The sequence below is a fragment of the Amycolatopsis sp. NPDC089917 genome, assembly GCF_040684635.1.
In the GTDB taxonomy this organism is placed as follows: Bacteria; Actinomycetota; Actinomycetes; order Mycobacteriales; family Pseudonocardiaceae; genus Amycolatopsis.
The window spans coordinates 98,733-112,971 of sequence record NZ_JBFBGL010000026.1 but is presented as its reverse complement, the minus strand read 5'-3'; the positions used below and the strand labels follow the sequence as shown (position 1 = coordinate 112,971).

Here is a 14,239-nt window from a genome sequence, read left to right as displayed (position 1 = left end):
CCGACCGAACAATGACCGTAGAACCCGGCTTCGAGCCGGTGCTCGTCGAGGATCTCCTTGAATCGTGCGGTGTACTCGGCGAGATGCTCGGGAGCTGAAACGCCACTCACGACCCGCGCGAGCTCAGGCGGGCAGCACGGCGTACTGCCGCACGTAGAGGTCGGTGTAGGTGACCGGGCCGCGCGGGCCGGGGACCTTGTCCAAGTTGATGCCGGTCTCGGGGACGGCGAGGAGCTTGAAGCCGTCGAGCAGCCGGGTGGGAGCGTTCCAGAAGACGCCGGTGCCGGTGTAGGCGTCGAAGAACGCGTCGGCGGCTTCGTTGCTTTCGGTGGCGATGCCGGCGGCCAGGCCCGAGGTGCGCTCGTTGGCGATCTCGGCGGCTTCGGGCAGGCTCGCGACCTTCGCGACTGTGACGGTCGCTTCGCGGTCTGAGTCGAGCGCCCACTCGTAGCCGATGGCGTGCTCGTGCGGGGCGAGCGACGGCGTGACGCCGCGTTCGGCCAGCGCGCCGGAGATGCCGGGCCAGACGCGGTCGTGGGCGGCCTCGTGGATCAGCAGCAGGTTCAGCCGGTTGCAGACGCCGAGCCTGTCGAGGCTGTTGAAGACCAGATCGCGCACCTTGTCGGTGTCGGCCGCTTCGTCGACGTACAGGACGCCGCCGCCGTCGGCGTGGGCCAGCGTGCGGACGCCGTGGACGGCCGCCTCGGTGGCCAGTGCCCGGGTGCTGTCACCGCTGCCGCGCAGGATGACCAGCGGCACGAGCTCGGGGAACCGGACCAGCGCGGAAGCCGCTTCGCGCTCGGCGCGCGGCACCAGCTGGATGACGTCCGGGTCGATACCCGCTTCGGTGAGCGCGGGGGCGATCACGGTCTCGCGCAGGCGCTGGGCCGAGCCGAGCGCGGCGGAACCCGTGCGGAGGACGCCGCCGTTCCGCGACTTCACCAGCTGCGACGCGACGTCGACCGTGACGTTCGGGCGCGCCTCGTAGTTCGCGCCGATCACGCCGACCGGGCGGCGGCGTTCCACGAGCCGCAGTCCTCCGTCCAAAGTGGACACGTCGACGGAACGCTCCTGGTGCGGCGCACCGGCCAGGAGACGGAGCTGCTCGGCCATGCCGGTCAGGCGCTCGGGGGTGATGGTGAGCCTGTCGAGCAGGCCCGCGCTCATACCGTCCTCGCGCGCCTTGGCGATGTCGGCCTGGTTCGCTTCGAGCACGACGTCGGCGTGCTCGACCAGCTTGTCCGCCATGGCGTTCAGCGCGGCGTCGATCGCCTCCGCGGAGGCGGCGGCCAGTGACGGCGCGGCCCGTTTCGCCGATCGAGCGCATTCCTCGACGGCCTTGGCGACCTCGTCCATCTCCGACTCCTTCCGCGCGGAACGAGCCATCAGTGTGCCGTACCGCCCCGGTCAGGCGACGGTCGGCTCCAGCAGCCACAACCCGCCCGCGAAGAGACAGCTCACCGTCAGCACGGCCATCACCAGCACCCACAGCACGGCGGGCACCGCGGTGAGCCTGCCGAGCTGATCGGCGTCGGAATCCCTGGCCGCTCCCCGGCGCCGCTTGATCTGGAGCTCGACCACCGGCCGGACACCGCCGAACAGCAGGAACCAGGTCAGCAGATAGACGAAGATCGCCTGGAACCACGACGGCGCCACCAGCGCGACCAGCCCGAGCACCACCGAGCTGGTGACCACGGCGAACACGCCGTAGGTGTTGCGCACCATCACCAGCACGCCCAGCAGCATCAGCGCCATCACGATCAGCACGACGGTGATCAGGTCCGACGAGAGCAGCCCCGCGAACACCAGTCCGAGCACCGCGGCCGCCGGATACCCGGCCAGCGCGGTGAACGCCATCCCCGGTCCCTCCGGCTTGCCGCGGGAGACGGTGACGCCGGAGGTGTCCGAGTGCAGCTTGATCCCTTGGAGCCGACGGCCGACCAGCACCGCCGCGAGCGCGTGGCCCGCCTCGTGGACGAGCGTGATCAGGTTGCGGGCGATCCGCCAAGGCCTGCCCGACAGCACCACGAGCAGGGCGAGACCACCGGTGACCAGGGTGATCGTGCCGGGCGGGGTGGACTGGGCGATGTCGGAAACCGTTTCGGCGGGAGACGAGCTCACCGCACAAGCTCACCACAAGCCGGATATGCCCGGTGTCAGGCGGTCATCGAACCTCCGTTCCCGCGCGTGCGAGACTCCGGTCGTTCCGCAGGGCGAAGGCCACCCAGCTGCGGAACGGCCGCCACGCCGCCGACAGTTCCTCCAGTTCTTCGGTCGGTGCCTCCGGCAGGTCGTACGCGACTCGCATGGCCTCCTGCACCCGAGGCTCGTCCGCGGGGAAGACGTCCGGATGCCCGGCGCCCCGGATCAGGATCAGCTGCGCCGAGAACGGGCCGATCCCCGGCAAGCGCTGCAACCAGCTCAACGCGTCCGGGACCGGCATCGCGCGCAGATACGCGGCGTCGAGCAGACCGTCCTTGGCGGCGTTGGCCACCGCGCGCAGCCGCTCGGCCTTCACCTCGGGCAGTCCGCGCCCGGCCTCCGGCCCGGCCAGGACGTCCGGCTCCGGGAACGAAGTGAGGACCTTCCCGCCGACGTCCACCGGCCTGCCGAACTCCTCGGCGAGCCGTCGTTTCACCGCGGCGGCCTGGGACATCCGCGTCCGGTGACTCAGGATCGCCCAGCAGGCCGCCTCGTACGGCGAATGGAACAGCACTGGCCTCAGCCCGGGAAACTCCTGCTGGAGGCGGCGCACCACGGGATCCGCGGTGCCGATCTTGGCGAAGCCGACGCCGTCGACGTCCACCGAAAGGATCCGCCGTACCTGGGCGCCGACCTCGACGGCGAGCCCTTCGTCGGCGAAGACCTCCACTTCGATCGAGCCGGGGGATCTCTGTCTGACGGCCGCGCCGACGTGCTCCCAGCCCGCTTCGGCAGGGAAGGCGAAGCGCAGGGTGCCGGGTTCGGCGGCGGCGTCGGTGCGGCACGCGGGCGGGAAGTCGGTCAGGAACCGGATGGACTTGTCGAGGTCGAACGGGCCGCGCACCGGGATGCGAAGCGTGGTCGAGGCGGTGTGCTGCAGGATCGAGCCGGTCATTTCGGGGTCCTCTTCGGCTGGGGAACGGCGACTCCCTCCGACGTTAGAGACGGGCACCGACAGTTTCGGGTCGCGGCGGCGGGAATGTCGCGAACGGACCGGTCATGGCAGATTCTCGGGTGACCACCGTGAAGGGAGCAGTCATGCCGGACCAACGCGAACGTCTTCTGAGCCTGCTTCGGCCGGGCACCACGACCTCCGGGCCGGACAAGGGTTTTCTCGACCTGCTGGGGGAAACCCCGCAGGCCGGGCCGCCGACCGGGCTCGCGCAGCGGCTGATGCGCACCTCCGCCGTGCCGATGATCTACGAGCGCTACTGGCGTCCGACGCTGGGCAGGGTCGCGAAAGGACTGACCGGGCCGAGCATGGCGGACGAGATCCGGATCGCGATCGAAGCGCTCGGTCTGGGCCCCGGCCAGGTCGCGCTGGACGTCGCCTGCGGCACCGGCCGGTTCACCCGCGCGTTCGGCGAAGCGGTCGGCCCGGACGGGCTGTCCATCGGTCTCGACGGTTCGGTCACCATGCTGGAGAAGGCACTCGCCGCGCCCAACCCGGCTTCGGTGGCCTATCTGCGCGCCGACGCCGTCGACCTCCCGCTCGGCGATTCCACTGTGGACGCCGTCTGCTGTTTCGCCGCGCTGCACATGTTCGCCGACCCCGACGCGGCGCTGGACTCGTTCGCCCGCGTGCTGAAACCAGGCGGCTCGCTGGTGCTGCTGACCAGCGCCCGGCACAGCGATCAGCCGATGCGGCTGGCGGACACGTTCCTCGGCAGGCTGAGCGGACAGCGGATGTTCGACCGCGGCGAGATCGCGCTGAAGCTGTTCCGGTGCGGATTCGACCGCGTCGGCGAGCGGTACTCCGGTGTCACTCAGATCGTCACGGGAGAGCTACCGGTTAACATCCGGAAATGATCCGCTCTGAGCACGCTTCGCCGATTCCGCCCGACGACAGCTACCTCCGCTCGCTGGTCGACGCGACCGCGGACGCCGTCGCCGCGGCCGAACCCCTCGGCTCGCCGCACGACGGCGCGGACCCCGCCACCCGGGACGCCGTCAGCGCCGGGATCCGCGCGCTGACGGCGGAATTGGTGGAGCTGAGCCAAGACCTGCACGCTCACCCCGAAGAGGGCTTCGCCGAGCACCGCTCGGTCCGCGCGCTCGGAGACCTGCTCGAACGGCACGGGCACGAGGTGACCATCGGCGCGGGCGGACTGGACACCGCCCTGGTCGCGACCACGCCCGGAAGCGGCCCGCACATCGCCGTCCTCTCCGAGTACGACGCTCTTCCCGGCCTCGGTCACGGCTGCGGGCACAACGTCATCTGCACCGCGGGCGCGGGCGGTTTCCTCGGCGCGGCGGCGGTCGCCGAAAGGCTGGGCGGCCGGGTCTCGCTGATCGGCACGCCGGCGGAGGAAGGCGGTGGCGGCAAGGAAACCCTGGCCCGCGCGGGTGTCTTCGACGACGTCGACGCCGTGATCATGCTGCACCCGTTCAGCCACGACATCGCCATGCACCCGTTCCTCGGCAGGCGGCAGCTGGAAATGGTGTTCCACGGTGTCGGCGCACACGCTTCGGCCCAGCCGTTTATGGGACGCAACGCGCTCGACGCCGCCGTCGCCGCGTACCAGGGTGTCGCCGCGCTTCGGCAGCATCTCCCGTCCAGCGACCGCGCCCACGGCGTCTTCACCGACGGTGGCGCGCGGCCGAACGTCGTCCCCGAACGCGCGGCGCTGCTGTTCTATCTCCGCTCCGCGCAGCCGGACACGTTGCGCGACCTCGCCGAGCGGGTTTCGGCGATCGCGCGCGGCGCGGCGGAAATGACCGGCTGCGGCGTCGAATTGCTGTGGGACGCCCAGCCCGCGTATCTGCCTATCCGGTTCAACACCACACTCGCCGGACGATGGTCGGTGCATCAGGTGGACGCCGGCCGCAAACCGCTGCCGCCGGGAATCGTTCCCGAATTCCTCACCGGTTCGACCGATCTCGGGAATCTTTCCTACCGGATGCCCGCGATCCACCCGATGATCGCCATCGCCGGGCCGACAACCGCCTTGCACACCAAGGAATTCGCGGCCGCGGCCGGTTCCCCGGACGGTGATCGCGCGGTCGCCGACGGCGCGCTGGGACTGGCGATGACCGCCGTCGATTACCTGGCCGACGCGAAACTCCGCGCGGCGGTGCACGAGGAGTTCGAGGCATCGGGCGGAGCACTGGACGTCCCCGCGTTCTTCGACTGAGGAAACGCTGAGAATTCTCAGCTGATTCTTCTCAGGAAAGCACAGGGGTTTTCCACAGGCGGTTCACAACTACGGACGCGAATCTTGTTCCATGACCGAGAACGAGAGTCGGCCCGGCCCCGCCTCCACCGGTGGGCACCAGCCGCCGCACCAGCAGCAGTACCCCGGTTACACCCCTTGGCAGGCCGCGCCGAATCCGCTCTTCACCCCGCCGCCGGCCCAGACGCAGGCACCGGTCCCGCCGCCACGCAAGAAGGCGGGCCGGGTCGCCGTCCTCGTCAGCGCGACGGCGCTCGCCGCCGCGCTCGTCGGCGGGGTCGGCGGAGCGGCACTCGTGGGTTTCGGCTCCGCGTCGTCGGCTTCCGGCACGGGTTCGTCCACGGTCGCCACCGGGCAGCCGGTCGGGAACACCACTTCGGGTGACGTCAGCGGCGTCGCCGCGAAGGTGACGCCGAGCGTCGTCCAGGTGAACGTGACGACCGCGCAGGGCGAGGCCGTCGGCTCCGGCGTCATCCTGACGGCGGACGGGCGCATCCTGACCAACGCCCACGTGGTCGCCGACGCCCAAGGCGACGTCACCGTCACGCTGTCGGACGGCAAGCAGTACAAGGCCGGCGTGGTCGGCGCCGACACGAAGGCCGACATCGCCGTGATCCAGGCGAAGGGCGCGAGCGGGCTGACCGCTGCTTCGCTCGGCGACTCGGGCAAGCTCGCCGTCGGCCAGCAGGTCGTCGCGATCGGCTCGCCCGGCGGGCTCCAGAACACCGTGACCACCGGCATCGTGAGCGCGCTGAACCGCAAGCTCGACGAGCTCAGCAGCGGCCAGGAGCGGCGTTCGCCGTACAGCCGGACCACGAACGAAGCGGGGCCGAGCTACACCGCGATCCAGACCGACGCCCCGATCAACCAGGGCAACTCGGGCGGGGCGCTGGTGGACGCGCAGGGGAACGTCATCGGCATCAACTCGGCGCTGTACAACCCGACCTCGACCGGCAGCATCGGCATCGGTTTCGCGATCCCCATCAACGACGCGAAGAAGATCGTCGACCAGATCGTCGGCTGACGCGGCCGACTGGACCGCTGTCAGGGGGCGGCCCAGCAGGCGATGTCCGTGAAGGCCTCCTTGCCCACGTTCGGGGCGCGGGCAAGGAGGCCTTCAGGGATTTCAGAGTTCGTACGTGAGGGTGAAGGTGTGGTTGCCCTCGTCGTCCTTGACGATCTCCGCCGTCCCGGTGATGCCGGCCAGTTCGCCGTGACCGGAGCCCGGCAAGACGATCAGGTGATGCCCGTTCTCCCCCGCCGAGTGGTGCAGGACGAAGCCGCCCTTGCGCCCGTCGACGGACACGGCCAGCCGTTCGAAGGCGACGTACGCCGATGAAGTCTCGTTCACCACGGTGAGCATCTCGACGGCACTGGTCCCCTCGACGGCTCCGGTGAACGTCTTGGTCAGCAGCACCCGCGAGAACTCGGTGGCTTCGGGCTTCTCGGTGGCTTGCGGCTCCCAGCCGTCCACGGTGAACGCGGCTGTCGCGGTGTTGGTCATGACGCCGAGCCTGCCGGACATACCTGACAGAACCCGTCAGGTATTCCTCACCGCCTCCGGTTCCCGAACAGACCGCGCGTGATCTCCCGCCCGAGCGCGCTCGCGGCCGACCGGAAGAACGACTTCACCGCCGGGTTGCTCATCGCCTGCTCGACCATTCCCGGCGCTTCCTTCTCCTGCTTCGGAGCCGGAGGCGCTTCAGGCGGAGCTTCACCGGCAGGCGGCTCGGCCACCTTCGCGGCGAGCTTCTCGTAGGCCGACTCGCGATCGATCGTCTCGGCGTACTTCGCGTGCAAGTCCGAAGACGCCGTCGCCGCGGAGATCGCCTCGGCCCCGATGGACCCCATCTTCGAGCGCGGAGCGCGCAAACGGGTCCACGCGACCGGCGTCGGGGCGCCCCGCTCGGAGAGCACGGTGACGATCGCTTCGCCGATACCGAGCGACGTCAGCGCCGAGTCCAGTTCGTAGTGCTTCGTCTTCGGGTACGTCTTCACCGTCTTCGTCAGCGCTGCCTGGTCCTCGGGCGTGAAGGCGCGCAACGCGTGCTGCACCCGCGCGCCCAGCTGGGACAGGACGTTGTTCGGGATGTCGGTCGGGAGCTGCGTGCAGAAGAACACTCCGACGCCCTTCGACCGGATCAGCTTCACGGTCTGCTCGATGCGTTCCAGGAACGCCTTGGACGCACCGTTGAACAGCAGGTGCGCCTCGTCGAAGAAGAACACCAGCTTCGGCTTGTCGAGGTCGCCTTCTTCGGGCAGCTCCTCGAACAGCTCGGCCAGCAACCACATGAGGAAGGTCGAGAACAGCGCGGGCTTCGACTGGAGGTTGTCGAGCTCCAGCAAGGTCACCATCGCCTTGCCGTCGACCTCGCGCATCAGGTCGTGGACGTCCAGCTCGGGCTCGCCGAAGAAGTCCTCGCCGCCCTGAGCCTCCAGATTGGACAGCGACCGGAGGATCACCCCGGCCGTCGCGGCCGAGACGCCGCCGATGCCCTTGAGGTCCTCTTTGCCCTCGTCACTGGTCAAGTGCGTGATGACCGATCGGAGGTCCTTCGTGTCCAGCAACGCCAGGCCGCGCTGATCGGCCCAGTGGAATATCAGGCCGAGCGTCGACTCCTGGGTTTCGTTGAGCCCCAGCACCTTCGACAGCAGGATCGGCCCGAAACTCGTGATCGTCGCCCGGATCGGCGCCCCCTTGCCGCCCGTGCCCAGCGACAGGAACTGCACGGGGAACCCGGCGGGCTCCCAGGCGTCACCCAGCTCTTCCGCGCGTTTGGCGATCTTGTCGTTGCTCTCGCCCTGCGCGGCCAGCCCCGACAGGTCGCCCTTCACGTCCGCCAGCATCACCGGCACGCCGGCGGCCGACAGCTGCTCGGCGATCAGCTGCAGGGTCTTCGTCTTGCCGGTACCGGTCGCGCCCGCGACCAGCCCGTGCCGGTTCAGCGTCGCCAACGGCAGGCGGACCGCCGCCCCGGCGTCGGCCTTGCCGTCGATCACGACGGAGCCGAGCTCCACCGCGGCCCCCTCGCTCACGTAACCCTGCGCGATCTCCTGGGCTGGACCCTGTTCGGCCACTGTCGCTCCCTGATCTGTGATATGCCTCACCTGAGGATGCACACGCTGCCAGCAACGCGCCGAACCCGCACGTCGCGCGTCGCGAATCCCCGGGTCGGGTTAGGGTTTCGGGGTGAACGACCGCCTAGTCTGGATCGACTGCGAGATGACGGGGCTCGACCTCGCCAAGGACGCGTTGATCGAAATAGCCGCGCTGGTGACCGACGCCGAGCTCAACGTCCTCGGCGAAGGCGTCGACATCGTCATCCACACCGACGACGAAACCCTCGACGGCATGCCGGAGGTCGTCCGCGAAATGCACGCCCGCTCCGGCCTCACCGAAGAGGTCCGGCGCTCCACCGTCACCATGGAAGAAGCCGAGCAGCGCGTGCTCGAGTACATCCGCGAACACGTGCCCGAGGCCAACGTCGCCCCGCTCGCCGGCAACTCCATCGCCACCGACCGCGGCTTCATCACCCGCGACATGCCCGCCCTCGACGAGCACCTGCACTACCGCATGGTCGACGTCTCGTCGGTGAAGGAGCTCGTCCGGCGCTGGTACCCGCGGATCTACTACGCCAAGCCCGAGAAGGGCCTCGCGCACCGCGCCCTCGCCGACATCAAGGAGTCCATCGGCGAGCTCGACTACTACCGCCGCGTCGCCTTCGTCCCCCAGCCCGGCCCGACCACCGAACAGGCCAAGGCCGCGGCCGCTGAGGTGCAGGAACGCCACGAACGGTAACCCGTTGCGAGCCCCCGAAACGGGCACGCTAATATAGTGCGGCCGAGGTGATGGGAAGCTTCCCGAGCCCGGCGATGGTGGGCGTAGCTCAGCTGGTAGAGCACCTGGTTGTGGTCCAGGAGGTCGCGGGTTCGAAACCCGTCGCTCACCCCATCACCCCAGTCTGTTCGGGGCTCTTGACGAGCCCCTCCCAACGGGCTGGGGTTTCGCCTTTTTTTGGGGGCCGAGCCCCCAAGCCCCCGCCGGAGGGCTGCGCCCCCGGACCCCCATCCGTTCGGTCCCGCGGGTGACCACGCTCGGTGCCGTGAGCGTTGAGCCTGCGGGTGGCCCCGGAAAGCACTGAGGGGTCCCCTTCGGACGGAAATCGTCCTAAGGGGACCCCTCATGACATCGGGTCAGTTCCGGTCGCCGCCGGTCTTCCAGTCGTCCCACGACATCTGCCACACCGACCAGCCGTCGGTCGGCTCCAGCACCTGCGGGCCCGAGTTGGCGACCGTGATGATGTCGCCCTTCTTGGACGTGTCCATCAGCCACTTCGCGTTCTCGGTCGACAGGTTGATGCAGCCATGGCTCACGTTCCGCTTGCCCTGCGAACCGACCGACCACGGCGCCGAGTGGTAGAAGATGCCGCTGTTCGACATCCGCACCGCGTACTTCACGAACGTCCGGTAGCCGGCCTTGCTGTCCGTCGGGACGCCGTAGGTGCTCGAGTCCATCGTGTACCCGGTGTGCTCGCTCATCACCGTGTAGGTCCCGGCCGGGGTGCTGCTCGACGGCTTGCCCATCGAGATCGGCATCTGCTTGACCTCTTGGTCGTTCACCACGACCTTCATCTGGTGAGTCCCGCCGTCCGCGGTCGCGACCAGCTTGTCGCCGACGACCACCTTCGCCGGCTTGTCCTCACGGCCGAAGGTGTTGTTGCCGAGATTCTTGCCGTAGATCGCCGCGTTGACCGAGATCTTCGTGCCCGGCTTGAAGTACTCCTTGGGCCGCCACATCACGGTCTTCTCACCGAACCAATGGAACGCGCCCTCGGCCTGCGGCTCGGTGACGATCTTCAGCGCCTTCTCGGTCGCCGCCTTGTCCGGCACGTTGCCGGTGAAGGTGAAGATCAGGGGCAGCCCGACGCCGACCGTCTCGCCTTCGACCAGGTTGATCGAGACACCGATCTGCTTGCCCGGCTTGGACGTGGAGAACGTCGAGGTCGCGGTGACCGGCTTGCCGTCGGTGCCGGTCGCGGCCGCGGTGACGGTGTAGGTCTTGCCGTAGCCGAGCGGCTCCGCCGACTCCCAGCCCGAACCGTCTTCCTTCGGCTTGCCCGCGACGACCTTGCCGTCGGCGCCGGTCAGTTTGACCTCGCCCACCTTCCCGTCGGCGACGGCGACCGTGACCGGCTCACCGGGCGCCACGTCCGCCGCACCCTGGGCCGGGGTCAGCGTCACAGCGGCGGGCTTCGGCTCGGGGGCGGGCGCGCCGCTCTGCTGCGAACCACCGGGCGAGCCACCCGGAGACGATGTGTCACCCGACGGTGTACTGGTGCACGCGGCCAGTGTGAACCCGGCCACCAAGGCCACCCAAGCCACTCGCGACCGCCCCGTCGCTCCCCAGACCCTCATGCACACCGCCCGTTTCGCGTGGTACCAACCCCAACGTCTGGCTATAGTCTGCCTGACCGGGCGCAACGCCTGCGGCCGGATGGCCGAATCCGTCCCGGCCCGTCGTTAGGGGACCCCCCTGAAACGGGCCCCAGCAACCCTGTGTTAATGTTTTCCACGTCGCCAAGGGGAACACCAAAGCGGCGAAACAAGCAGGCGCCATTAGCTCAATTGGCAGAGCAGCTGGCTCTTAACCAGCGGGTTCGGGGTTCGAGTCCCTGATGGCGCACACCCAGGCCCCACGTGTCAATTTCGATGACGTGGGGCCTTGTGTTATGCGGACGCATTTCTTCCACTTCCTTACTGTCCATTGTGGTCGTATCCGCGCCCGAGGTGAGCCCGAGCTGTCGCCCCCCCCCCCCCCCGAAGCGGGGCTTCAACGCCGCCTTGCCCAAGTTCGACGTTGACCGGCTTCGCGTTCGGGCACCTGGCCACCCAACCAGGCAGATGGGCACGCCGCATGAGCCGGAGGTTGCAGCGCTCGATCAACCCGGAACAGGGTGTAGTATCGCGGCTAGCAAGCAGGCTCGATGCTGTTGTTTGATCGACTCCCCTATGGCTGGAAGTTGCAGGTCGGGGAAGCCCGCAATGTCCACGGAGAAGGTAAGTCGTCGGACGCGGCGTTGGTCTGGGAACAGAACGGGACGTCGACTTTCGTCATGTCGCACAAGGTGCGTCCGCGGATTCGACGGGCTGAGCACCCTCGCACAGGGTGGTCGGGCCTTCGTGCCTCCTATGGCCACACGGCCGTAGCGACCACAAGGCCGCGGCGATCAACGCCGACCGGCCGCAACTGTGCACGAGGAGCACAGGTGACTGCTACCCAGCCCCGCCCGACGAGCAACGCTATCGAAGCGCCGGACGACGACCCAGCTCACCCGCCACGCGGTGACGGCAACCCGTTTCCCGGTTCGGACAAGCGGATGTGGACGGACCACTTCTCGTCCGCCCTCTCGGCCGCAAGTGGCCTCCCTCGCGATATCACCGATTTCCTCGCGCCGTACGTCACACGCCCGAAGCGCTTCCTGGTCAGGCGGGACAAGGAGTGGGTTCTCGCTCCCGGCGTCTTCGGTATCACCGAGACAGGCGAGCGAACGCTCAACGTCGAGATGCACGGGTTCGCGGGCAACTCGGGCGAGTTCAATGAGCGCATCAACTCTTTCTATGCGGCGCCGTTCAAGCCGCGCAGGGACAACGACACGCAACCAGTGCGCCCATCTCTGGTCACCGGTAGCACCTCCAGCGGGAAGCTGGCTCCGTATATCACCACGGCGCGGGCGGTTAGCCACGATGAGCTCAACGCGGTGCTCGGCACTATGAGTGTGGCTTTGGAAATCATCAACGGGGACCGGACCTACAACCTCGCGGAGGACATGGAGGTTCACGGCCAGCAGCAGCCCACGACCCACGTCGTCCTCAAGAGGAGGATCCGCGAACCGGACGGCGATGGCGGTTCGAGGATCCGCGAGCTGGTCGACCTCACCGCGGTGCAGGGAGCCAACCGCACGATGGCGCGGTTGAACCTCTTCGGATTGACCCCGAAGGACATCGTCTTCGGCGTCCGTCCCCGCACGGTGATGAACGTTAAGACGGCGAATGAGCTGCCTACCACCGATACGCGTCGCTGGGTACCAGTGTTCGCGGACCTGCTAGCCGAGGCCTACGACGATCCTGAGCATCCAGGGCACGAGCTGGCCTGTCGGGCCCGCGCGATCGCCACCGTTAAGGTGCGGATCATTATCGGGCCATCCCGGCCAGACGCGTTGTCGGACTTCGCCTCAAGCGTGTTCGACGCAAACCGGATCGACCACAGGCGGCCGCCTCTGGAGTACCGAGTCGTCGACCGGTCGTCGGCGGACTTCCGTGCGCTGCTGCGCGACCTCAAACAACACAGACTGCTGGACGAGGCGACACGCGCATGGCTGGCCGGCGAAGCCCTCGACCCGCAGGCCAGCGCAAGCGAGTCGATCATCGACGCCCGTGACCGGCGGGACAGGGCCCTCCTGGCTGCCGTCTTCCCGCCCGATGAGGAGAGACGGCGCCGCGTTCGAGTCGTGCTGGGTGAGCCCGCGCGCTCCCAAACGGGCAGCAAGCACGTCAACGCACGCGCACGCATGTACTCGGCAGCGGCCACTGACGGCTACGCGACCCTGTGGAATCCGCGTGTGATGGACGGCGTCTTCAGCGCCAGAACGATCAAGGACCGTGAGACCTACTCCAAGTTGGCGCCATGGTCGGAGGTCCGGGCCGCCGCGGAGGCCGGCGACTTCTCCATGCTCGACGACTTCATCCAGACCCGCGGCATCCATTGGCTGGTCGATGCGGGCCTGATCGAAGCCGACCGCGGTTCGCTCGGTGCCCAGACTGCAACTGACAACACGAATACCGACGAAAGCCCACAGCGTCTGGAACGCCGCACCATCGCAAATCTGCGGGCAGCGATGGCCCACAAACAGCAAGCCGCCTTCGGTCTCCTTCTCGAGCTCGCACACGCGACCGAGCACCGCACTGACCCGCGTCGAGTCGACGACGACGGCACGCCGCAGAACGACACGAAGGCAACGAAGCTGTGGCTGCAGAACGCGTTCCCGAAGAAGTCCGGTGGTCGCGGCGGCAACAACCACGAGAATGACCTGCCACCGGACACTCCTCCCACACCGCCGACCCCCGATCCGCACGCGGTCCGGCTCATCGCGCAGAGCGCCTTCCAGAACGCGGTCATGGCCGACATGATCAACGTGGTGCAGACAGTGTTCACCGCAGGTGTTCACTTGCTTGATGCCTCGGAAGCTGCTGGTGTCTTGCCCTTGTCGACCGGGACCGAAGAAGTGGTGGAGTCCATCGAGAAGGCCCTCATTGCTATCGGCGAGGACATCGAGACGCTGACGAGCCAAGTGTCAAAGCTCAAGTACGGGAAGGCCAAGCGCGCGGACTTCGAGCAGTCGGCGTCGGAGCTTTACGCCGAGGAGGTCGCGGAGTGACCGCGCTCGACACGCTGGTACCCGGTCCTGTCCTGCGCAGCCCCGAGCTCGCACGGCTGTCGCCGGTCGGTGGCAAGTGGCTCGTTGAGAACCGCTTTACGCCACTGCGGTTCACCGCGTTCCGCGTGCTGGAGAACAGCGGCATCGTCTGCGGGGTGTACCTGATCACCGATGAAGAAGATCGGGTGCGGTGGCTGGGCCAAGCATGCCGCAACGACGACCTCGTGCAGCGGCTGGCCAATCACCACCGCAAGCCCACACGGCGCGCAGTCTTCGCCTCCGTCCGGATCCTTCACTTGATCGACCACACCCCACAGCAGGCGCTCAACGCTATCGAAGGGCGCTGTGCGGACCTGCTGAAGTTGCGAGAGCAGATGGGAAGGCGCAGGTGGCCCAGCAGTGAAGGATGGCTTGAAGCCGTGACGTGAT

At 68.2% G+C, this 14,239-nt stretch carries 12 protein-coding genes and 2 tRNA genes; 8 read left to right on the top strand and 6 right to left on the bottom strand.

Features of this window, described 5'->3' with window-relative positions; translation table 11 throughout:
• Window positions 1–123: 123 nt before the first annotated feature.
• The 3 genes from AB0N89_RS20455 to AB0N89_RS20445 are packed head-to-tail and all read right to left on the bottom strand — an operon-like array spanning window position 124 to window position 3,097.
• Window positions 124–1,356 carry an aldehyde dehydrogenase family protein gene (locus AB0N89_RS20455; protein WP_364206627.1) on the bottom strand — a complete coding sequence of 411 codons (1,233 nt, stop codon included), beginning with the start codon at window positions 1,354–1,356 and terminating at the stop codon, window positions 124–126.
• 51 nt (window positions 1,357–1,407) lie between these two features.
• A complete protein-coding gene (locus tag AB0N89_RS20450; RefSeq protein ID WP_005166702.1) occupies window positions 1,408–2,121 on the bottom strand; it encodes a M50 family metallopeptidase in 714 nt (237 codons plus the stop codon).
• A gap of 43 nt (window positions 2,122–2,164) precedes the next feature.
• Window positions 2,165–3,097 (bottom strand): DNA-3-methyladenine glycosylase 2 family protein, encoded by a 933-nt coding sequence (locus AB0N89_RS20445; protein ID WP_364206625.1) that lies wholly within the window; start codon window positions 3,095–3,097, stop codon window positions 2,165–2,167.
• A gap of 143 nt (window positions 3,098–3,240) precedes the next feature.
• Here AB0N89_RS20445 and AB0N89_RS20440 point away from each other — a divergent pair, with 143 nt between their 5' ends.
• From AB0N89_RS20440 to AB0N89_RS20430, 3 genes are all read left to right on the top strand, one after another.
• Complete coding sequence (locus AB0N89_RS20440) at window positions 3,241–4,011, top strand: methyltransferase domain-containing protein (protein WP_364206623.1); 771 nt, start codon at window positions 3,241–3,243, stop codon at window positions 4,009–4,011.
• Window positions 4,008–5,336: a M20 family metallopeptidase gene (locus AB0N89_RS20435; protein ID WP_364206621.1), complete on the top strand. Its 1,329-nt coding sequence runs from the start codon at window positions 4,008–4,010 to the stop codon at window positions 5,334–5,336. The genes AB0N89_RS20440 and AB0N89_RS20435 overlap by 4 nt, the downstream gene beginning before the upstream one ends.
• 91 nt (window positions 5,337–5,427) lie before the next feature.
• Complete coding sequence (locus AB0N89_RS20430; protein WP_364206619.1) at window positions 5,428–6,399, top strand: trypsin-like peptidase domain-containing protein; 972 nt, start codon at window positions 5,428–5,430, stop codon at window positions 6,397–6,399.
• Between the two features lie 102 nt (window positions 6,400–6,501).
• Here AB0N89_RS20430 and AB0N89_RS20425 read toward each other — a convergent pair whose 3' ends face one another.
• Both AB0N89_RS20425 and AB0N89_RS20420 read right to left on the bottom strand, forming a co-directional pair.
• Window positions 6,502–6,879, bottom strand: coding sequence for a DUF3224 domain-containing protein (locus tag AB0N89_RS20425; protein WP_364206617.1), 378 nt, complete (start codon window positions 6,877–6,879; stop codon window positions 6,502–6,504).
• 47 nt (window positions 6,880–6,926) lie between these two features.
• Window positions 6,927–8,453: a helicase HerA-like domain-containing protein gene (locus AB0N89_RS20420; protein ID WP_364206615.1), complete on the bottom strand. Its 1,527-nt coding sequence runs from the start codon at window positions 8,451–8,453 to the stop codon at window positions 6,927–6,929.
• A 112-nt stretch (window positions 8,454–8,565) separates the two neighbouring features.
• Between AB0N89_RS20420 and orn the strand changes: the two genes are divergently transcribed.
• Entirely contained in the window at window positions 8,566–9,174 is a 609-nt protein-coding gene (orn, locus tag AB0N89_RS20415) for an oligoribonuclease (RefSeq protein WP_364206613.1), read from the top strand.
• Window positions 9,175–9,251: 77 nt separating this feature from the next.
• Window positions 9,252–9,327: transfer RNA gene (locus tag AB0N89_RS20410), tRNA-His, on the top strand.
• Window positions 9,328–9,569: 242 nt separating this feature from the next.
• On the opposite strand, the gene AB0N89_RS20405 is transcribed toward AB0N89_RS20410, so the two are convergent.
• The gene (locus AB0N89_RS20405; protein ID WP_364206631.1) at window positions 9,570–10,748 is read right to left on the bottom strand and encodes an Ig-like domain-containing protein; all 1,179 of its coding nucleotides are present in this window, start codon (window positions 10,746–10,748) and stop codon (window positions 9,570–9,572) included.
• Window positions 10,749–10,985: 237 nt separating this feature from the next.
• Between AB0N89_RS20405 and AB0N89_RS20400 the strand changes: the two genes are divergently transcribed.
• The 3 genes from AB0N89_RS20400 (at window position 10,986) to AB0N89_RS20390 (ending at window position 14,238) form a co-directional block, all read left to right on the top strand.
• Window positions 10,986–11,058: transfer RNA gene (locus AB0N89_RS20400), tRNA-Lys, on the top strand.
• Window positions 11,059–11,641: 583 nt separating this feature from the next.
• Window positions 11,642–13,810, top strand: a complete 2,169-nt coding sequence (locus AB0N89_RS20395) for a hypothetical protein (RefSeq protein WP_364206611.1) — start codon at window positions 11,642–11,644, stop codon at window positions 13,808–13,810.
• Complete coding sequence (locus AB0N89_RS20390) at window positions 13,807–14,238, top strand: hypothetical protein (protein ID WP_364206609.1); 432 nt, start codon at window positions 13,807–13,809, stop codon at window positions 14,236–14,238. The genes AB0N89_RS20395 and AB0N89_RS20390 overlap by 4 nt, the downstream gene beginning before the upstream one ends.
• Window position 14,239 lies beyond the last annotated feature (1 nt).

Bases quoted from the DNA above. Each gene is read 5' to 3' on its own strand.
- AB0N89_RS20455 (WP_364206627.1), bottom strand. From the start codon at position 1,356: ATGGACGAGGTCGCCAAGGCCGTCGAGGAATGCGCTCGATCGGCGAAA.
- AB0N89_RS20445 (WP_364206625.1), bottom strand. From the start codon at position 3,097: ATGACCGGCTCGATCCTGCAGCACACCGCCTCGACCACGCTTCGCATC.
- AB0N89_RS20440 (WP_364206623.1), top strand. From the start codon at position 3,241: ATGCCGGACCAACGCGAACGTCTTCTGAGCCTGCTTCGGCCGGGCACC.
- AB0N89_RS20435 (WP_364206621.1), top strand. From the start codon at position 4,008: ATGATCCGCTCTGAGCACGCTTCGCCGATTCCGCCCGACGACAGCTAC.
- AB0N89_RS20430 (WP_364206619.1), top strand. From the start codon at position 5,428: ATGACCGAGAACGAGAGTCGGCCCGGCCCCGCCTCCACCGGTGGGCAC.
- AB0N89_RS20425 (WP_364206617.1), bottom strand. From the start codon at position 6,879: ATGACCAACACCGCGACAGCCGCGTTCACCGTGGACGGCTGGGAGCCG.